Source organism: Streptosporangium saharense (assembly GCF_014203715.1).
GTDB classification, from domain to species: domain Bacteria; phylum Actinomycetota; class Actinomycetes; order Streptosporangiales; family Streptosporangiaceae; genus Streptosporangium; species Streptosporangium saharense.
Genome location: NZ_JACHJP010000002.1, coordinates 741,027 through 760,378 on the forward strand (window position 1 = coordinate 741,027; position 19,352 = coordinate 760,378).

At 73.2% G+C, this 19,352-nt stretch carries 15 protein-coding genes; 5 read left to right on the top strand and 10 right to left on the bottom strand.

Annotated features, from left to right (window positions below):
- The first annotated feature begins 28 nt into the window (after positions 1-28).
- From FHS44_RS12270 to FHS44_RS12285, 4 genes are read left to right on the top strand one after another with little or no spacing between them, the layout of a single operon-like run.
- Positions 29-3,550: a non-ribosomal peptide synthetase gene (locus FHS44_RS12270; protein ID WP_184714087.1), complete on the top strand. Its 3,522-nt coding sequence runs from the start codon at positions 29-31 to the stop codon at positions 3,548-3,550.
- On the top strand, positions 3,543-7,040 hold the full coding sequence (locus FHS44_RS12275) for a type I polyketide synthase (RefSeq protein WP_184714088.1): 3,498 nt from the start codon (positions 3,543-3,545) through the stop codon (positions 7,038-7,040). Before FHS44_RS12270 ends, FHS44_RS12275 begins: the two co-directional genes overlap by 8 nt.
- 7 nt (positions 7,041-7,047) lie before the next feature.
- The gene (locus tag FHS44_RS12280) at positions 7,048-8,502 is read left to right on the top strand and encodes an amino acid adenylation domain-containing protein (RefSeq protein ID WP_184714089.1); all 1,455 of its coding nucleotides are present in this window, start codon (positions 7,048-7,050) and stop codon (positions 8,500-8,502) included.
- Positions 8,499-8,735: a phosphopantetheine-binding protein gene (locus tag FHS44_RS12285; protein WP_184714090.1), complete on the top strand. Its 237-nt coding sequence runs from the start codon at positions 8,499-8,501 to the stop codon at positions 8,733-8,735. The genes FHS44_RS12280 and FHS44_RS12285 overlap by 4 nt, the downstream gene beginning before the upstream one ends.
- 7 nt (positions 8,736-8,742) lie before the next feature.
- Here the strand turns inward: FHS44_RS12285 and FHS44_RS12290 are convergent, their stop codons facing one another.
- The 10 genes from FHS44_RS12290 to FHS44_RS12335 form a co-directional block, all read right to left on the bottom strand.
- Complete coding sequence (locus tag FHS44_RS12290) at positions 8,743-9,405, bottom strand: hypothetical protein (protein ID WP_184714091.1); 663 nt, start codon at positions 9,403-9,405, stop codon at positions 8,743-8,745.
- Positions 9,406-9,429: 24 nt separating this feature from the next.
- Positions 9,430-10,161, bottom strand: coding sequence for an AfsR/SARP family transcriptional regulator (locus FHS44_RS12295; protein ID WP_184714092.1), 732 nt, complete (start codon positions 10,159-10,161; stop codon positions 9,430-9,432).
- Between the two features lie 89 nt (positions 10,162-10,250).
- Positions 10,251-13,313, bottom strand: coding sequence for an amino acid adenylation domain-containing protein (locus FHS44_RS12300; RefSeq protein ID WP_184714093.1), 3,063 nt, complete (start codon positions 13,311-13,313; stop codon positions 10,251-10,253).
- Positions 13,304-13,999 carry a hypothetical protein gene (locus FHS44_RS12305; protein ID WP_184714094.1) on the bottom strand — a complete coding sequence of 232 codons (696 nt, stop codon included), beginning with the start codon at positions 13,997-13,999 and terminating at the stop codon, positions 13,304-13,306. The genes FHS44_RS12300 and FHS44_RS12305 overlap by 10 nt, the downstream gene beginning before the upstream one ends.
- A gap of 97 nt (positions 14,000-14,096) precedes the next feature.
- Positions 14,097-14,336, bottom strand: coding sequence for an Lrp/AsnC ligand binding domain-containing protein (locus FHS44_RS12310; protein ID WP_184714095.1), 240 nt, complete (start codon positions 14,334-14,336; stop codon positions 14,097-14,099).
- The gene (locus FHS44_RS12315) at positions 14,333-14,596 is read right to left on the bottom strand and encodes an SAV_915 family protein (RefSeq protein WP_184714096.1); all 264 of its coding nucleotides are present in this window, start codon (positions 14,594-14,596) and stop codon (positions 14,333-14,335) included. Before FHS44_RS12315 ends, FHS44_RS12310 begins: the two co-directional genes overlap by 4 nt.
- 10 nt (positions 14,597-14,606) lie before the next feature.
- Positions 14,607-15,242 carry a hypothetical protein gene (locus tag FHS44_RS12320; protein WP_184714097.1) on the bottom strand — a complete coding sequence of 212 codons (636 nt, stop codon included), beginning with the start codon at positions 15,240-15,242 and terminating at the stop codon, positions 14,607-14,609.
- Entirely contained in the window at positions 15,239-15,988 is a 750-nt protein-coding gene (locus tag FHS44_RS12325; RefSeq protein ID WP_184714098.1) for a HisA/HisF-related TIM barrel protein, read from the bottom strand. Before FHS44_RS12325 ends, FHS44_RS12320 begins: the two co-directional genes overlap by 4 nt.
- Before the next feature lie 10 nt (positions 15,989-15,998).
- Positions 15,999-16,982, bottom strand: coding sequence for a zinc-dependent alcohol dehydrogenase family protein (locus tag FHS44_RS12330; protein ID WP_184714099.1), 984 nt, complete (start codon positions 16,980-16,982; stop codon positions 15,999-16,001).
- Positions 16,983-17,002: 20 nt separating this feature from the next.
- A complete protein-coding gene (locus tag FHS44_RS12335; protein WP_184714100.1) occupies positions 17,003-18,253 on the bottom strand; it encodes an FAD-dependent oxidoreductase in 1,251 nt (416 codons plus the stop codon).
- 194 nt (positions 18,254-18,447) lie between these two features.
- Here FHS44_RS12335 and FHS44_RS40900 point away from each other — a divergent pair, with 194 nt between their 5' ends.
- Positions 18,448-19,215, top strand: coding sequence for a universal stress protein (locus tag FHS44_RS40900; RefSeq protein WP_184714101.1), 768 nt, complete (start codon positions 18,448-18,450; stop codon positions 19,213-19,215).
- The last annotated feature ends 137 nt before the right edge of the window (positions 19,216-19,352 follow it).

A 19,352-nucleotide genomic window follows, 5' to 3' on the forward strand; every position in this document is an offset into this window, starting at 1 on the left:
CACCTGAACAGTCGGACGGGAGCATCCAGTGACACGACGACCGCAGGAAGGGATCGAGGCGTTTCTGGCCGAGGTGGGCGGCGACGCCGCTCCGGAACCGGGTGAGACGACCATGGAACGACCCGTCCCCGTTCCATCGGACACGGACCAGGAGCCGACGGTCCTCCTCGTGGCGGGTTTCGCCGCCCTGCTGTCCCTGTACGGCGCGCACGACGGCGTGCGGCTCGTCCTGAACCGCCCCGGCGACGGCCCGGCCCAGACGGTCGAGGTGCGGGCCGGGGTGGACGTCCCGTTCTCCCGGTTGTGCCGGAAGGTGTCGGAGTGCCCCACCCTCTCGCCGCCGCCTGACGCTCTCACAGTAAGTCTGGAGGAACCAAGCACGGTCCACCTGCGCACGGCCCTGGAGGACGGCCGACTGCGGGCATGGCTGGGCGTGTCCGGCCCGCGTCCGGTCGTGGAACGGGTCGAACAGCTGACCGGTTACCTGGGCGCGCTGCTGGACACGGTGGTGGCGGCGCCGGACCGGTGGCTGGGTGACCTCGACCTCGTGGCACCCCCGCCCCCGGCGAAACAGGCGGCGCCCGGCGCGACCGTCCACGATCTCGTCCGGGCGCGGGTGGAGGCGCATCCGGACGCGGTGGCGGTCGTCGGGGACGGCGAGCATGTCACGTACGGGGAGCTGTGGCGCTCGGCCGTCCGGGTCGCCCACGGCCTGGCCAGGATGGGGGTGCGGCCGGGAGACCCTGTCGCGCTCAGGTTGCCGCCCGCCCCCGGCACCGTGGAGACCATCCTCGGCACGCTCCTGGCGGGTGCCTGGTACGTCCCGATCGATCCCCGCCATCCCGGCTCGCGGGCCTCGTTCATCCTCCGGGACAGCCGCAGCAGGCTCCTGATCGAGGAGATCCCGTCCGCCGTCACACCCGACGGCCCGCTTCCTGAGGTCCCGGCGTCGTCGCCCGCCTACTGCCTGTACACCTCGGGCACGACCGGGCAGCCGAAGGGCGTCCTCATCTCCCACGCCAACGTGGTGGCCAGGATCTCGGGCCCCCGTTTCCCCTTCGCCTTCTCGCGGCACGACGTGTGGACGCAGACCCACTCCTGCGCCTTCGACATGTCCGTCTGGGAGATCTTCTGCTGCCTGGCCACCGGTGGGCGGCTGGTCGTCGTGCCGGAGCGGGACGTCCAGAACCCCTGGGCCCTGCGCGAGACGCTCCTGCGTGAGCGCGTCACGGTCCTCACCCAGACGCCGTCGGCCTTCGCCCGGCTCGTCGCCGTGGAAGACGCCGACCCGGTGCCGCTGCCGGACCTGAGATACGTGCTGTTCGGCGGCGAGCGGCTGGACCCGCCCCGGCTGCGTGACTGGCGCCGACGCCATCGGGACGTCCGGCTGGTCAACCTGTACGGGATCACCGAGGCCACCGTCCACGCCACGGTCCACGAGGTGACCGCCGAGGACTGCGAACGGGACGTCAGCCCGATCGGCCGTCCCCTTCCGGACACCAGCGTGCATCTGGTGGACCCCCGTACGGGACGGCGGCTGGTCCCGGAGGGCGCGACCGGCGAGATGTGGCTCGGCGGAGCGGGCGTCGCCACGGGCTACCTGCGTCGGCCCGAGCTCGACCGGGAACGGTTCGTGCGGGGAGCGTTCGGCGAGGACGTGCTCCTGCGGACCGGTGACCTGGCCCGTCTCGGTGCCGACGGCGGCCTGCTCTACCTGCGCCGCGTGGACGACCAGTTCCAGTGGCACGGCTACCGGATCGAACCCGGCGAGATCGCCGCCCGGCTCCGTGAGCACCCCGGGGTCGGCGACGCGGCCGTGCTGCTGGAGGGCGGCTCCGAGGGCAGGATCGCGGCCTACCTGGTGCTCTCCGGCGCGCCGCCGACGCCTGACGAGCTGAACACCCACCTGGCCGTACGGCTGCCGCCGTACATGATCCCGCACGTCTACGCCGCCGTGCCCGGCCTGCCCCTGACCGTCAACGGCAAGCTCGACGTCCAGGCGCTCGCCGAGACCGCCACCGGCCTGCGTGAGGTGGGCGCGGACGAGGCGCCGGTCTCGGCCACCCAGCGGCAGATCCACCTGGCCGACCGTCTGCTGCCCGGTTCCTACCACGAGACCGTCGCCTGGCGCGTGGCCGGGCGGCTGGACGAGGGCGCGCTGCGCCGGGCCGCGGCCGAGCTGACCGGACGGCACGAGATCCTGCGCACCCGTTTCCGCTCCGGCGAGCACGGGCCGCGCCAGGTCGTCGGCGAGCCCTGGCGGCCGGACGTGGACGTATGGGACGTCCGGGCGCGGGAGGTGTCCGAGGGCGACGTCGCGCGGTGGGTGGCCGGGGCTCCCCCTCTGGACCCGGCCACGGGACGGCTGCTGCACCTGGCCGTCCTGCGCCCGGCCGCCGGGGACGACGTGCTGGTGCTGCGCCAGCACCACCTGGTCACTGACGGGGGCTCGGTGCGTATCCTCATGCGCGACCTCGGCCGCTGCTACACGGCAGCGCTGGCGGACGTCACGCCGTCGCCGTGGGAGGGACCGCAGTTCCGCGACGTGGTGGCGGCCGAACTCGCCGGGGACGACGAGGCCGCCCTCGCCCGTGCCGAACGGCGTCTCACCGGCGCGCCGAGCACGATCCTCCGGCCGTCCGCACACCCCTGTGAGGAGCCCGTCACCGTCCCGCTGCCCCCGGTGCGGGGTGAGGACCTGCGCGCCGTGGGACGGCGGTTGCGGGCCACGCCGTTCGCCGTGGTGGCCGGGGCCGTGGCCGCCGCCCTGCACCGCTGGACCGGGCGCGACGACGTCACCTTCGGTGTGCCCGCCGAGAACCGGGCCGATCCCGCGCTCGCCCAGGCCGTCGGGCCGTGCGTCAACCTGCTGGTCCTGCGTTCCCGGACCGGGCCCGCCGACACGCCTGACGACCTGGTCACCGTACTGCGAGACCAGCTCGCCGAGGCCGTCGACGACCAGCACGTGCCCTACGAGAGGGTCGTGGCCCGGCTGCGTCCGGCCCAGCGGCTGGACGCGGCGCCGTTCTGCGAGGTCCTGCTCACCTTCGAAGCCGACGAGGCCGACGACACCAACGACACCGACGGCCCGGCCGAGCTTGGCGGGTGCCCGTTGACGAGGATGCGTTTCCCGGAGGTCCGGCCGCACGCCGCCCACCCCGTCATGATCACGGTCAGCGCGACGGCGGGGACGATCACCTGCCGGGGCGGGCTGCTGGACGAAGGTGACGTCGCCCGCCTCGCGCGGCTCGTCGCCGAGGCCCTGGACGACCTCGCCCACGGCCGGAACGCGTCTCCGGCGCCCGAGGCCCCTCCGGAGAAGCTGGAGGAGTACGTGCTGGGCGTGTGGCGGGAGGTGTTGCGCGAGCCGAGGATCGGCGTGGACGACAACTTCTTCGAGGTCGGCGGTGACTCCGGCCTGCTCACCCGCGTCCAGGTGCGGCTGGAGGACGAGTTGGGCACCGAGGTGCCCGTGACGGTGTTCTTCGCCTGCCCGACCGTGCGTTCCCTCGCCGCCCGCCTGGCCGCGGAAGGAGACGGACATGCCTGACCTGATCGCCGTCGTGGGCATGGCGTGCCGCTTCCCCGGCGCGTCGGACGTACGGGAGTTCTGGCACAACCTGCGCGCCGGAGCCGACATGATCGAGCGCCGCCACACCAACCGCGAGGGGTTCGTCGCGGCGTACGGCGTCATGCCGGGGGCCGGTCTCTTCGACTGGCGTGCCTTCGGCTACAGCCGGGCGGAGGCCGGGCTCGTGGATCCGCAGCAGCGGGTCTTCCTGGAGACGGCCGCGCTCGCGCTCGACGACGCCGCCCTCGACCCGGCCCGCTTCGACGGCGCCATCGGCGTCTTCGGCGGCTGCGACCCTCCCCTGGTCCGGGAGGGCGCTCCGGAGACCGCCTGGGACAAGGACATGTTGGCCACCCGGGTCGCCTACAAGCTCGGCCTGTGCGGGCCCGCGATCACGGTGCAGTCGGCGTGCTCGACCTCGCTGCTGGCCGTACACCTCGCGTGCCGGAGTCTGCGTGACGGTGAGTGCGATGTGGCACTGGCCGGGGGTGTGCGCATCGGCGTCCACCCCGAGGGCGGGTACCGGCACGTCGAGGGCGACGTGCTCTCCCCCGACGGCTACTGCCGGCCCTTCGACGCCGGAGCCTGCGGCACCGTACCCGCCGACGGGGTGGGTGTCGTGGTGCTGCGGCGGCTTGAGGACGCCCTGCGCGAGCGGCACGAGATCGTCGCGGTCGTCCGCGGGTCGGCGGTCAACAACGACGGCGCCCGCAAGGTGGGCTTCACCGCCCCGTCCGTGCGGGGGCAACGGGACGTGACGCTACGCGCCCTCGACGCGGCGGGTGTCGATCCGGCCGAGGTGACCTACGTCGAGGCCCACGGCACCGGCACCCGGCTCGGTGACCCCGTCGAGGTGGCGGCCCTGACCGAGGCGTTCCGCGCGCGTACCGGGCGGGCGGGGTTCTGCGGTCTCGGCTCGGTCAAGGGCAACATCGGGCACACGGGCGCGGCCAGCGGGGTCGCGAGCCTCATCAAGACCGCGCTGATGCTCCGGCACGAGGAGATCGTCCCGAGCGCGCACTTCGAACGGCCAAACCCCGACCTCGGCCTGGACGGCGGCCCCTTCCACATCGCGACGGAGCGGCGGCCGTGGCCGGGCCCGGCGCTGGCCGGGGTGAGCTCGCTCGGCATGGGCGGGACCAACGTCCACCTCGTGCTCGCCTCGCCACCGGCCAGAACGGCCGGTACACCCCGTCCCGGGCCACGGGTCCTGTGCCTGTCGGCCCACAGCGAGCGTTCCCTGTCCGCCTACCGCGACGACCTCGCCGACCGGCTCGGCGCCGCGGACGCCCCCTCCCTGCTGGACACCGCCCACACGCTGAGCCTCGGACGCCGCGAGCTGGCCCTGCGGCGAGCGGTGGTGGCGAAGACGCCGGAGGAGGCCGTCCGCGAGCTGGCCAGGGAGACCACTCCCCTGCGTGCGCGGGACGGCCGGCGGGTCGCGCTGCTGTTCCCCGGCCAGGGCGGTCTGCGGACCGGCGGCGCCGCGGAGGCGCTGCGCGTCTGCCTGCCGGCCGTACGGGAGGCAGACTCGCGTGCCCGGACCGTGCTCGCGAAGCGGCTCGGGCTCGACCCGGACGTCCTGGACCGGGACAGTGACGACACGCTCGCCCAGCAGGTGAACCTGTTCACGCTCGGCTACGGCGTCGCGCGCCAGCTCATGGACTGGGGCCTGCGGCCGGTCGCCGCACTGGGCTCCAGCCTGGGCGAGTACACCGCGGTGGCCGCCGCCGGGCTGTGGACGTTCGAGGACGCCCTCGTCCTCGTGGCGGAACGCGCGACCGCGATGCGCGCCTGCCCGCCCGGCCGGATGCTGGCCGTGGACCTGCCGCTCGACCGGGTGGCGGAGGCGGCGCCCAGGCACAGCGGCCTGTCGGTGGCGGTCGAGGACGTCGGCCGGACGATCCTGAGCGGCCCGCGCGAGCGCGTCGAGCGCCTGCGCGCGGAACTCACCGCGGCCGGGGTGGCGCACACGCCCCTGCGTACGGGCCACGCCTTCCACTCCCCGGCCATGCGTGGGGCCGCCGACGCGCTGTCGAGGGCCGTCGCCGGGACCCCCGTGCGGGGCGACCTCGCCTTCCCCGTGCTGTCCAACCTGACCGGCGAGCCCCTGGACGCCAAGACCGTGGCCGATCCCGGTTACTGGGTGGAGCAGCTATGCGGCACCGTCCGGATGCGCGCCTGCGTGAGTAGCCTCCTGTCCGGCCCCGCCGAGCTGTTCGCCGAGCTGGGCGTGGGGACCGCCACGCTGGCCTCCCTGCGGCGCCATCCGTTGTGGAACGCGGAGCTCGCGGCCGTCGCGCTGCCCGGCCGCCACGGTACGGACAGGACCGGCGTGCTCGACGCACTGGATGCCCTGTGGGCCTACGGCGCCCCCGTGAACTGGGAGGACGTGGACGACGCCGGGGCCTGGCGGCGCCGCTCGCTCCCCGCCCCGCCGTTCGACCCGGTCACGCCGGACGAAACCGCCGTCCACCGGCCGAACACGACCTCCCGCACGCCCTTGGAGGACCTGTGGCGGGACGCGCTCGGCGTGGACGCGGTCTCTCCCGAGGACGACTTCTTCCGGCTCGGCGGTGAGTCCCTGGGTCTGGTACGGCTGGCCGCCGCCGTGCGGGAGCGGCTGGGGGTCGAGATCCCGGTCGGCGTCCTCGTGGAACGCCCCACCTTCGGCCACCTGCTCGACCTCGCCGGTCGGTCCCCCGGCGACGGGCCCACGCTTTCGTCCGACCCGATCTTCCTGGTTCCACCCGCGTCGGGCAGCTCACTCGCCTACCGGCCCCTGGCCGGGGCCCTGACCGGCCGGACGTGTCACGCCTTCGACACCCCGGGGCTCGTCCCCGGCACCCACCACCCCGGCACGGTCGAGGCGCTGGCCGCCGACCACGTACGACAGCTCCGGCGGGTACGGCCGGACGGGCGGCCCGTCGTCCTGCTCGGCTGGTCGATGGGCGCCGTCGTGGCCCACGAGATGGCCAGGCAGCTGACCGGGGACGGCGACCCGGTCGCCCTCCTGGTCTGCGTGGACGGGCATCCGCCGCCCGGGCCCGGCCTCCCCGTGGGCGCCCATCCCCGCCATCTGGCCGACGCGCTGAGCCACCTGCGTCACCTGCGCCGCTCCCTCCGGCGTCCCGACCGATCCGCCACCGGGGCCGGGCGGCACCTCGCCGGGCTCGTCGAGGCGTCCGGCGACGGGTTCGACCTCGCGGGGGTCTACCGCCGCAACCTGCGCGCCCTCCTGCGCCACCGCCCCCGGCCGGTTCCCTGCCCGGCGGTCGTCCTGCGGGCCGGTGCCTCGCCGCGCCGCCTCCGGTGGCTCGAACTGTGGCTCTCGTCCCTGTACCCGGCCGGTGTGCGGGTGCGGCCGATCCCCGGGGACCACTGGAGCGTGCTGACCGACGAGGGGGCCGCCGCGATCGCCCGGGAGATCCAGGACGTCCTGCCCCCGGCCACCCGAGACGAGAGGTGAGGTGCCCATGAACGTGCCTGTGCCTGTGCCCGTGCCCGGCATGGTGTCGCGGACCGCCGCCGCCCATCCCGGCCGCGTCGCGGTCGAGGACGACCGCGGTGCTCTCACATACGGCGATCTGGTACGGCGCGCCGTCAGCGGCGCCGCGGTCCTGGACCGGGCGGGGCCTCCGGGGGCGCCGGTCTGCGTGTGCCTGCCGAGAGGGCGCGACTTCGTGGTCGCCGCGCTGGCGGCCATGCTGTCCGGCCGGCCGTACGCGCCCGTGGATCTGGCGCATCCCCGGCGTCGGCGGCGGGCCGTCCTCGACCGGCTGGGACCGGGCACGATCCTGGTGTCCACGCGCTCCGGTCTCACGCCCCGCGACCTCGATCGAGGCGGGAAGGAGTTCAGGCCCGCCCGTGCCCGGGCCGCCTACATCGTGCACACCTCGGGGACCACCGGGACGCCCAAGGGGGTCCTGGTCGGCCACGACAGCCTGGCCAACCTCGTCTCCTGGCACCGTCGCACCTACCGGACGAGCCCGCGCACCCGCCAGCTACACACCGCCGGTCTGGGGTTCGACGCGGCCGTCTGGGAGATCTGGCCCTGCCTGTGCGCCGGTGGCACGCTCGTGGTGGCTCCCGACGAGGTACGCGTCTCGCCCGTGGAGCTGGTCGAGTTCGGCCGCGAGCGGGCGATCGACATCCTGTTCGCCCCCACCCCGCTCGCCGAGATGATCGTCGAGCTGGACGCCGACGACGACATCCCCTGGCGGACGATGCTCACCGGCGGTGACGCGCTGCGCCTGCGGCGGCTGCCTCGGGGCTGGGATCTGGTCAACCACTACGGCCCTGCCGAGGCGACCGTCTGCGCCACCTGGCATCCGGTCGGACGGGTGCCGGACTCGGGCCTGCCTCCCATCGGACGGCCGATCGACGGCGCCCGCGTCGTCCTGGTGGACCCCCGGGGGCGGCCCACACCCGCGGGCGGCACCGGGGAGATCCACCTCGGCGGCGAGGTGCTCGCGCTCGGTTACCACCGCGACCCCGAGGAGACCGCCCGCCGCTTCGTCACCCTGCCCGGCCTCCCTGGCCGCTGGTACCGGACGGGCGACCTGGCCGCCGAGAACGCCCGCGGCGAGCTGGAGTTCCGGGGGCGGATGGACGACGGCCAGCTCCAGGTCCACGGCGTACGGGTCGAGGCCGCCGAGATCGAGGCCGCGCTGCTGCGCCATCCGCGCGTCCGCCAGGCGGCCGTCGCCACCGTCGGCGACGCGCGGGTGCTCGGCGCGCTCGTCGTCGTGTCCGGGCCGTGCCCCACCGCCGGGGAGCTGCGGCGCTTCATGTCGGCGGAACTGCCGGGCAGCGCCATCCCCACCCTGGTCGTGCCCGGCCAGAAGATCCCGTTGACCCCCAACGGCAAGATCGACCGGCCCGGCGTACGGCGTCGGCTGGCACAGGAGCGGAGGAGGAGCGGACGATGACCATCTCCCTGAACGACATGGTGGAGATCTGGCGTGAGGTCCTCATGGTGGACGACGTCGGCCCCCGGTCCGACTTCTTCGACCTCGGTGGCCACTCGCTCACGGCCACCCGGATCGTCCAGCGCGTCGAACAGGCGTGCGGCGTCCGCCTCCCGGTGTCCGCCGTCCACGACCATCCGACGCCCGAGGCCCTGACCGCCCTTCTCGGCACCCCTCGGTTCACAGGGCGGTGAGCGGGCGTCAGCCCGGCGACACCACCCGCCAGAAGTACCCCATGACGTCGCGCATCACGTCACCGAGGCGCAGCGCCTCGTCCGGGTCGTCACCGGCGTCGAGCCCGGCCTGGATGAAGGCGACGGCCGACGTGCTCAGCCCCTCGGGCTCGCCGCCGTAGAAGGCCACCGCCTCCTCGGGCGCGCCGATGCGGGAGTTCCGCAACCAGGCGCCCAGCTCCTCGGAGGTGGAGAAGTACGAGCGGACGTCCACCAGCGAGGCGGCGCCCAGCCCGGCCCGGCTCGCGTTGAGCACGAGCCAGCTCAGGTAGGAGCCGTAGGCGTAGGCGGTGAAGCCCTCCGTCTGGCCGTCCGCTCCGGTCCGAGGCTCGATGGGCAGGACGCGCGCGCAGTCCAGCAGTTTCACCCGGGCGCGCGACGCCATTTCCTGAAGCTTCAGGCAGTAGACGTCCTCCTGTTTTTCGGTGAATCTGGACGCGGCCAGCGCGTAGGCGGCGAGTTCGGTGCGGTTGAGCCGTACCTCGAATTCCAGCAGCCGCCGCAGGTCCTCCAGCGTGAACCGGTCCTCGCGCAGTTTCGCGACGACCGCGTTGCGGATCGGATTTTCCGCGGTCCGCCGGTCAATCTCCTTCACGAGCGTCACCGCGTCAATCTCGCGATCGGTCTTCATATCGGTTCTCCTTGTCTTCTCCGACTATATTGTTGAGCGATTCAGAATGGCCAGCATCTGCCTTTCCAGGGCGGGCGACGGGGACAGTCCGATCTCTTTCGCGAACGACACGCGGGCGAGCTGGTAGATCCCGAGCGCGTCGGCGGGACGGCCCGCGCGATACAGCGCGACCATCAGCTGGGAATAGAGACGTTCTTCGAGGGGGTTCTGCAGCACCAGCGCCTCAAGCCGGGGAATGATCTCGGCGTGCCGGCCCAGGTCGAGGTTGATCTCTATGAGGCTGGTGGTCGTCAGCATCCGCCGGCTCTCCAGGAGCCGTGCGGCCTGGTCTCTGATCGGTCCCCGGGGCACGTCCTGCAACGCCGGGCCACGCCACAGCGCCAGCGCCTCGCGGAGGAGGGCGACGGCCCGGTCCGGTTCCGCCGACTTCAGCGCGTTCGCCTCCGCGTCGAGCCTTTCGAACCGCACGGCGTCGATCTCGTCGGCCGGAACCCGGAGAGAATATCCGGGATAACGGGTCTGCAGGGATATTTGCAGTCCGTGGCGTTCCCGCCATCGCACGATGGACGTCCGCAACCGTGACGCGTGCGCGTGGAGCGCGTTCGCCGCCTGCCTGGGCGGGTCGTCCCGCCACAACTCGGTGACCAGATCCTCGACGGGGACAATGTCGCCGTGCCGGAGCAGCAGCGCGGCGAACAACGAGCGGGTTTTCGGGCCGGTGATCTGGATCCGGTCTTCCCCGACCCTGACTTCCAAGGGACCCAGAATATCGAAAGAGATCATTTTCGCCCGCATCGATTCTGTCGCGTCGGCCGCACAGGCACGCCGATTAATATTATATTAACTTATCCGCCCTGATCACGGGGAGAATGTGTTTCCCGGGATGATGCTGTGCTGTAATTCAGGTAACCGGTTTCGCGCAGCCATCCGATATAGAGGTCGAGCAGTCCGGCGTCCACGGGCGGGCAGGCGTCCTGCACGTGTGGAGCCGCCTCGGCCAGGTTCGTGAGATCCGGCTCCGGGAAGGTTCCGGTGAGCTGCCTGCCGTACACCGCCTCCTCCTCGCCGAGCAGCGCGAGGTATCCCGCCAGCGGCGCGGCCGGGTCGGCGGCGCAGTGACGCTCCATCTCCTTCATCCAGTCGTCCCTGGAGATGACCCGGACGGGGTAACCGTGCCGGCGCAGCCGCTCGACCAGCAGGGGCAGGGCGGCGGCGCGCGGGTTCGCCAGGTGGTAGACGCGGTGGGCACAGTGGGCACGGTGGGCGCTGTCGTGCGCGGGTGGCGCGGTCAGCAGCGCCACGACGGCCTCGGCCACGTAGTCCACGGGGACGAGGTCCAGCCGGAGCGGCACGTCCGGCGCGAGCCCGGTCTCGGTGACCGCCCTGATCACGGCGGCCATCATGGTGCCGGTGTTCCACACGCCCCGGTCCCGGCTGCCGGTGATCTCGTACGGCCGGTGGACGGTGACCGGCAGCCCGCGTCCCGCGGCCTCGCGCAGGACGGCCTCGGCCACCCACTTGGTCTCCGCGTATCCCTGCCGCAGCCGTTCCGGACGCGGCAGGGGATCGTCCTCGCGCACGCGCCCACCGCCGGGCGGCCCGTCCGCGGCGGCGAGCACGTCCACCGTGGACACGTGGTGGAAGGGACGCGTGCGCCCGCCGTGGGCGGCCAGGCGGATGAGCGAGCGCACGCCGCCGACGTTGACGTCCCTGAGCCGGGCATAGGGGTAGACGAAGTTCACCCGGGCTGCGGCGTGCAGGATGACGTCCGTACGGCTGGCCAGCCTGTCCAGTTCCGCCGGGCTGAGCTCCAGGCCGGGCAGGGCGAGATCGCCCGGCACCGCGGTCACCCTCGTGCCAAGGTCCGCCGTCGCGAGGCCGTACCCGCGCAGGGCCGCGCCGATCCGGTGGAGCCCGTCGTCACCGTCCGCCGCCCGCACCAGGCACGACAAGCGCAGATCGGTGACGTCGAGCAGCCGCCGGACCAGGAAGGCGCCCAGGAAGCCGGTCGCGCCGGTGACCAGGATCTCCCGAGGGGGCGACGGGTCCACCGGGCCGAACCGGAGGCCGGGGTCGAGCCTGGACTCCCGGGCGAAATCCACCGCCTGTTCATCATCCACGCCCCCGCGTAGGGCCGTGACGCGCGTAGCGAACGCCTCAAGCGACGTGGAGTCCAGCAGCGCGCGCACCAGCGCCGATCCGGGAAGGCCGGACATACCCGGCCGGGCGCGCAGCGCGGTGACGATCTGGACGGCCTGCAACGACGTGCCGCCAAGCTCGAAGAAGTCGTCGGCGCGGGACTCGACCGGTGTCCCGAGGACGGCCGCCCACACCTCGGCCACGCGTCGCTCGTCCTCGCCCCGCGGCGGATCGAACGGCTGGTCACCTGTCCCGGCCAGGGCCCGCGTGTCCACCTTGCCGCTGCTGTTCAGCGGCAGCTCGTCGGTGACCGTCACCCTGCCGGGAACCATGAAGCCGGGCAGCCGGTCCCGCAGGAATGCCCGCACCCGCCGCGCGAAGGATCGACGGTCCTCCCGCCGCCGAGGCACCGCCCACGCGACCAGCGCCCGGTCGCCCCGCCCGGACTCCCGTACGGCCACGGCGGCCTCGCGCACCCCTGGATGGGCCGCCAGCTCCGCCTCGACCTCGCCGATCTCCACCCGGTGGCCGCTGACCTTGACCTGCCGGTCCAGGCGCCCCAGGAACTCCAGCACGCCGTCCGGCCGCCAGGACGCCCGGTCACCGGTCCGGTACATGCGCGCCCGCCCGCCGAGGAACGGGTCGGGCAGAAAACGTTCCGCGGTACGTTCCTCGTCGCCCACGTAGCCGAGCGCCACGCCGTCGCCGCCGACGTACAGCTCGCCCTCCTCCTCCGGCTCGCACGGGCTGCCGTCCTCGCGCAGCACGTAGCAGGTGGAGTTGGCGACGGGCCGTCCGATGGGCACGCTCCGGGACGGCGGCTCGGTCACCTCGTGGGCGGTGGAGAACGTCCCGTTCTCCGTGGGGCCGTAGGCGTTGACCAGGTGGCCGGGAGGGCCCGCGGCCAGGATCCCGCGAACGCACCCGGGGTTCAGCACGTCCCCGCCCGCCACCAGGTAGCGCAGCGAGGCGAACATGCCGGGGTCGGCGAAGCCGAGCTGGTGGAACAGGCCCGCGCTGAGCCACAGCACGGTCGCGCCGCGTTCACGCAGCTCGCGGGCCAGGTCGGGCGGCGACAACAGCGACTCGGGCTCGGGAACGACCAGGTGGGAGCCGTTCAGGTGCGCTCCGAAGATCTCGAAGCAGGACACGTCGAACGTCGGGTTCGCGGTGGCCAGGACGACGTCGTCCTGGCCGAACGCGGCGCAGTCGGTCCCCGTCGCCAGCCGTACGGGCCCGCGATGCGGCTCGGCGACCGCCTTCGGGACACCGGTGGATCCGGAGGTGAAGATGACGTAGGCCGGGTCGGTCGCCGAGGCGACCTTCGGCGGCAGCGGCCCGCCCTCGGGCACCGGCCCGTCCAGGAGCAGTACGTGCCGCGCGTCCAGCGGAGAACGCCGGTCGGCGCGCGTCACGACGTGCTCGACGCCCAGGCGCCCGGCCAGCTCACGCAGCCGGGCCGCCGGGTCTTCGGGGTTGAGCGGGACGTACGCGCCGCCCGCCTTGAGCACGGCCCAGATCCCCACCACGGCCTCGGCCGACCGCCCAACGGGGAGGGCCACCGGCGTTCCCGCCCGCACGCCCTGCCGTCGCAGTGCCCTGGCCAGCGCGTCCGCGCGTTCGGCCAGTTCCCGGTAGGTCAGCGTCCGGCCGCCGCCGGTCAGCGCGGGCGCGTCCGGGGTGCGGGCGGCCTGGGCGTCGAACAGCTCGGGCAGCGCCGCGTCGCGCGGGTAGGGCCGCGCGGTGTCGTTCCACTCCTTCAGGCCCATGCGGGGTCCTCTCCGGCCTGGCCGGTACGCGCGGCCGCCTTCCAGAAACTGCCGATGCTCTCCTCCAGCCGTCTGGCGCGGTTGATCGCGGTGGCCCTGTCCTCGCCATGCCGCAGGCCGTACTCGACGACCTCAAGGGCCCGCAGTTCCAGCTCGTCGGACTGGCCGCCCTCGTAGTAGGAGACGAACTCCGCGGGCACCTCAAGCCCCTGCGCGCGCACCGCGTCGAGCAGGACCTGGCAGCCGGGGAAGTAGACCGTCATGTCGGTGTGGAGGGCCAGCGCGTTGTCGGCCTGGCCGCCGTGCAGGGCCAGCCACGAGACGCAGCCGCCGAACGCCTGCGCGTCGAGCCCGTACGGCCACCGCCCCACCGCGTCCGGGTCCATGCCCAGTGGGCGCACGCAGGCCAGCAGCTTGGGGTGCGCGTCGTACACCAGGCGGGCCACGTCCAGGTAGAGGCCGACGACGGGACTGTCGGGGAAGCGGGCGATGACGGTGCCGTAGGCGGCCAGCTCGGCGACGTGGCACTGCAGCTCGATCCCGACCAGCCGACGCAGATGCTCCAGGGTGAGCCCGCCGACCTCGGCCAGGTCCAGCAGGCGGTTGCCGACCGGAGACCGGTCACGCAGGCGTTGGAGCTCGGTGACGGCGGAGGTCGCCAGGGTGAGCTCTGCGGTGGCGGTCATGGTGAAGCCTTTCTCGTGTACGAATATGTCTGCGTTCCCCGGATCGATGACGGGGGCCTGACGCGGTGCTGACATCCGGCTGCCGTACGGCGCGGCCCTAGCCGAGCAGCGTCCTGACGATCAGCTCGGCGGCGAGGTCCCGCGCGCCCGCCTGGCGCAGGCGCGCCATCGTCCCCCGAAGGTCGTCGCAGGCCACCCGTACGGTGAGGTCGAAGTCACCGACGACCACGAGTGCGCCGACCACGCCGGGCATCCCGCGCAGCCTTCGCCCGTAGTCGCACGTCGTGATCCCGGGGGCCAGGCGAACGTGCACGTCGGCCCGTACCGGGGCGGTCACGCCACGCTCCTGCCGTGGTGCCGCCGGATCGGCATCGCCACGGGATCGACCACCACCCTGTCCACCTCCAGCTCCCGAATCAGGGCGCGGAGGGCGGGATAGGCCAGGCGGACCCAGGGGTGGCCCACGCCGAGCACGAACCGCAACCGCGCCGAGGAGGTGAAGGCCGCCACGATCCGCTCGCCGCCGGGCGTCGTGAACAGCCGGAGCGAGTTCGCGATCCGGCCCCGCCGTACGGGGACGAACAGCGCCGAGGTCATGGCTCTCTCTTCACGTGCGGGCCGCCGCCGTCCAGAGCAGGGCCATGTACCTGTCGCACAGGCGGGCCGCGCGCAGGGCCTCTCCGGGGTTGTCTCCCCTGGCCAGGCCGTCGTCCACGACCGCCGCGGCGGTCTCGGTCAGCAGGGGGGCTGGGCCGTTGCCGTAGTAGGCCGTGAACTCCTCGGGTACCGTCACGCCGTACTCGTCCAGCAGCCGCACCAGCTCGACGGCGCCGCCGTAGTAGACGCCGTCCGGGTCCGAGTACAGCGACAGGGCCATGCCCGCCTGGCTGCCGTGCAGGGCCAGCCAGGAGACGTACCCGCAGAAGGCGTGCGCGGCCAGGTCGTCGCCGAGGTCCGGCGGCTCCCCCAGACGCTCGGCCACGACGGCCAGCGCGGTACGCGCCTCGTCCACCACCCCGGCCACCTCGACCAGGAACCCGGCGGCCGGAGGATGCGGGAACCGGGTGAGCAGCTCGCCGTAGGCCACGAGTTCGGCGTGGTGGTAGGTGCGCTCGACCGTGACGAGGCGGCGCAGGTGGTCGACGGTCACCCGGCCTTCGGCCGCCAGCGCGAGCAGCGGATTGGAGGGCGGGGACTCCGCCCGTCCCCGCGCCAGCTCCTTGGTCAGCGCCTCGGCGTTCACCCCACACCGCCCTTTTCGAGGAACGCGTAGGCCTGGGCCATCGTGGCGTCGCCGCTGTGGAAGAGGGTGTTGACCAGGGCGTGCCGGGCGCCGCCCGTCGTGAGCCCCTCGTACAGGTGCTCGACGGCACCGGCGCCACCCGAGGCGATGACGGAGACGCCCACCGCCGAGGCGAGGACCGGCGTCATCTCCAGGTCGTAGCCGTCGCCGGTGCCCTCCTGGTCGAGGCTGTTGACCAGCAGGCGGCCCGCGCCCAGGTCGGCCAGCATCTTCGCCCAGACGACGGCGTCCAGGTCGGTCTTCTGCTCGCCCCCGCGGATGGCGACGTTCCAGCGGCCGTCACCGGCGCGGGCGACGTTCATGACGCCGACCACGCGGTCGGAGCCGTGCCGCTGCACGAGCGTGTGCAGGACCGAGGGGTGCTCCACCGAGGTGGTGCTCAGGCCGACCGCCGCCGCGCCCGCCGCCAGCAGGGCCTCGGCCGCCTCGATGGAGGGCATGTAGCCGTTGTCCACGGTCACCCAGAACGTGCCGCCCGTTCCGCTCAGCGCCTCGATCAGGGGCAGGAACGTCTCGTGTTCCGTCCACGGCTCCTGCACGTCCACGAAGATCGGCCCGGCGCCGTCGCGCAGGTAGACCGAGGCGATCTCGACGGCGTCGACGGGGTCGGTCAGGCCGGGGATGCCCGAGGGCGGCGTCGCCCTGCCTCCTGCCACGTCGATGCACGGGATGATGAGGTCGTTCATGGTGTCTCCTTCATTCGGGGTGGGAGTCGTCGGTGAGCAGCACCTTTCCCGCGCCGCCCGTCCTGGTGCTGTGCCGTACCGCCGCCTCGATCTCGGGCAGCGCGTACCGGGCGGCCACGTCCATGCCGGGCTGGCCGCCCGCGACGTCCGCGACCACCTCCTCGGTCAGGCGGGCGCGGTCGTGCCGCTCCAGCGCGGCGAGCCGTTCAGGTAGCCAGAAGCCGCGCACGGTGAGGGAGGAGAAGATGACCCGGCGGGACGGCAGCGGGATCGGCTCGCCGGACAGGGCCCCGAACGCGATCAGCAGACCGCCGGGACGCAGGCAGTTCAGCAGACCTGTGCCCATCCGGCCGCCGACCGAGTCGATCGCGGCGGCCGCCCCGCCCGAGGTTACGGCCAGCACCCGATCCACCCACGGGCCCGCGGAGACGTCGATCACCTCGTCCGCTCCCAGCAGGCGCAGCGGGGTCACCTGTTCCTGCCGTCTAACGAGGTGCAGGCACCGGATCCGGCGTTTCGCCGCGTACGCCAGGACCATCCGGCAGACGGCCGACGCGCCCGCGGAAAGCAGCAGCCAGTCGCCGGGCGGCACGTCGAGCTGGTCCACCAGCAGCCGCGCCGCGAACGGGTTCACGGTGAGCTGGCAGGCGACCTCGTCGGGCATGGCGTCCGGGACCGGGATCAGTTCGCCGGGCGCGGCGCTGACGTAGTCCTGCCAGGTGCCGGTCGTGGCCACGGCGACCCGCGCGCCCTCGCGGTAGGTGCCCGCCCGGTCCGCCCGCTCCACCACCCCCACGCCCTCGAACCCCGCCGGTGAGGGGAACGTCGCCTCGCGTCCGTACTCCCCCCGCACGTACATGAGGTCGGAGGGGTTGATCGGCCGGGTGGTCATCCGTACGAGCAGGTCGTCCGGCCCCGTGGCGGGGACCGGCACGTCGTCCACGGACAGGACGGCGACGGGGTCACCGTGACGATGGAACCGTACGGCGCGCATGACGTATCTCCTTGCGTCGGTCAGGTGGACAGGAGCGCGGCCAGGCGCGCTGAGCGTGGTGCGAGCCTGCGGGCGACGGCGACCGCCGACCGCACTGCCGACTCCTGGCTGGAGACCCACGTGGTGTACTGGCCGGCGAGGTGCAGCCCGCCGCGTCCCTGCAGGGCGTCGAGGCGGCGCTGGGCCCGGACGGCCGCGGGTGTGATGAGCAGATGGCGGTAGTCCTCCCGCAGGACCACCTGGTCCGGCAGGCGGTCGCGGTGGGTGAGCTGGCTCTTGAACACCTCGACGCCCCTGGACGGGCCGAACCAGTCGGTGCTCTCGCTCCAGTCGTCGTGCACGTGGAAGGTGCTGGTCGACCAGTGCGCGCGGTTCTCCGGCAGGTAGGCGGGGTCCAGGTGCAGCGCGTAGGTCGTGTCGACCGGCTCGAAGCGGGCCAGGACGTCGCGCGCCTCCCGGGTGCCCGCCAGCGGCCCGAGGAGCCGCGCCGCCTCCCACGGCGGCACCGCGAGGACGAGTTCGTCCACGACGTGCCGCTCGCCCGCGGTGTCGAGGAGTTCGTAGCGCCCGTCCACGCGGCGGACCTGCCGCACACCGGCGGCGGTCCTGATCCTGGCGTTGGGGGCGTTCGCCGCCAGCGCCCAGGCCGTGCTCTCCAGCCCCGGGAGGAGTTGCTGCCATCTCGGTTCGCCCGAGGCGCTGACGTAGAAGGCGACGGCGGCGCGGGCCGAGAGGGTCATGGCCTGTTCGAGGCCGCAGCAGAACAGGAAGGCCGGGCGGGCGTACAGCACGTCCCGTTTGATCTCCTGGCTCACCGGCAGGGGCTCGACCAGGTCGGCCAGCGGACGTTCCCAGCCGACGTCCTGCCTGTCCCACTCGGTGGCCCGCTCAAGGAAGGTCTCGATCGCCCGCCACGCCGGTCCGAGCCGCTCGTCCCGGGGCCAGGACGGTTCGGGTGTGTGCGGGCTGACCAGCAGCGGCTCCCGCTGTCCCGCCTTCAGGACGGTGAGCGAGGCAGGCAGGTCCACGAACTGCTCGTCGCCGTACCCGAGCAGTTCCAGCAGCCTGCGGTGCGTGGGGAACAGGTCCGGAGAGATGTCCTGGGCGCCGAGGTCGAGTGTCGCCTCGCCGCCGTCGGCCCGGACGCGGACCGACCGCATCGTGCCGCCCACGCGGTCGCGGGATTCGAGCACCACGGTCTCGCAACTGCCATCCAGGAGCCAGGCCAGGGTGAGTCCCGACAGACCGGCTCCGACGATTCCGACGCGCATGTCACCTCACCTTGAGAAAGCTCGGAGGGAGCGTTTTCCGGTAGCGCACCATTACCCTTCGCCCTGGAGATCGCACGGCGGCCCTCGGAGGAGTCGAAAGGCGTACGGACGATGTCAGCGCGAATTCAGGGTCATGTCAGGAACGCGCGGCAGCGGATTGTCCGAAAGAGCGGTACGGAGAAGGAGGAAAAACCATGAAAGAGGCTCCGGTTGTCGTCGGCACCGATTTGTCGGAGCCTTCTTCCGCCGCTCTCGAATGGGCCGTCGAGGACTCGATCCGCAGGAAGAGGCCGTTGCGGATCGTGCATGCCGTGGATCTGGCCGGATATCTCACGGGGCCACCGGCTGCCAAGTCCTTCGCCGCTCCGGTGATCGTCGAATCGGCGTACGAGGTCGCCGTGGGGGGCCTCGCCGACGCGCTGTCGTGGGTCCGCGGCCGGTGGCCGCATCCGGCGGTGACGGCGCACGTCGTCTCCGGCACGCCGGTGGCCGTCCTGCGCGACGAGGGGCGGGACGCCGTCGAGATCGTAGTCGGCCATCATCGCCGCAACGGGGTGGCCGACCTCCTGTTCGGCTCGGTCGCCCTGGCACTGGCCGCCGAGACCAGAACGCCGGTGGTCGTCGCCAAACGCGCGACGGCGTGTCCGCACGACGACGTCGTCGTGTTCCTGGAACCCCGGCCCGCGTCCGACGCCCTCCTCGACTACGCCTTCCGGGCCGCGTCCGCGCACGGTGTACGGCTGCGCGTCCTGCGCGACGGCTCGGCGGCCGGGCCCCGGCTCGACGGGTGGAGGCTCCGGTATCCGGAGGTCCGGGTGCACGAGCAGCGCTGCGACGGGGACGCCCTCCTGGCCGCCTCGGTCGCGGCGCGCCTGCTCGTGGTGGAGTCCCGGCGGCCGCGGAGGCTGGCCCGCCTGATCCGGCGCTCGGCGTGCCCGGTGGCGATCGTCCCCGCGCCCTGAGCCCCCGTCTGAGCCGCCGTTCGGATCGCTGTCATGCCCAGGGCCAGGCGGTCGAGCGCGTCGTCGAGGATCGGCCTGGGGTGGCCCAGGAACAGCCGCACATGGGCGTCACCGGAGACGACCATGCTGCCCGTGCC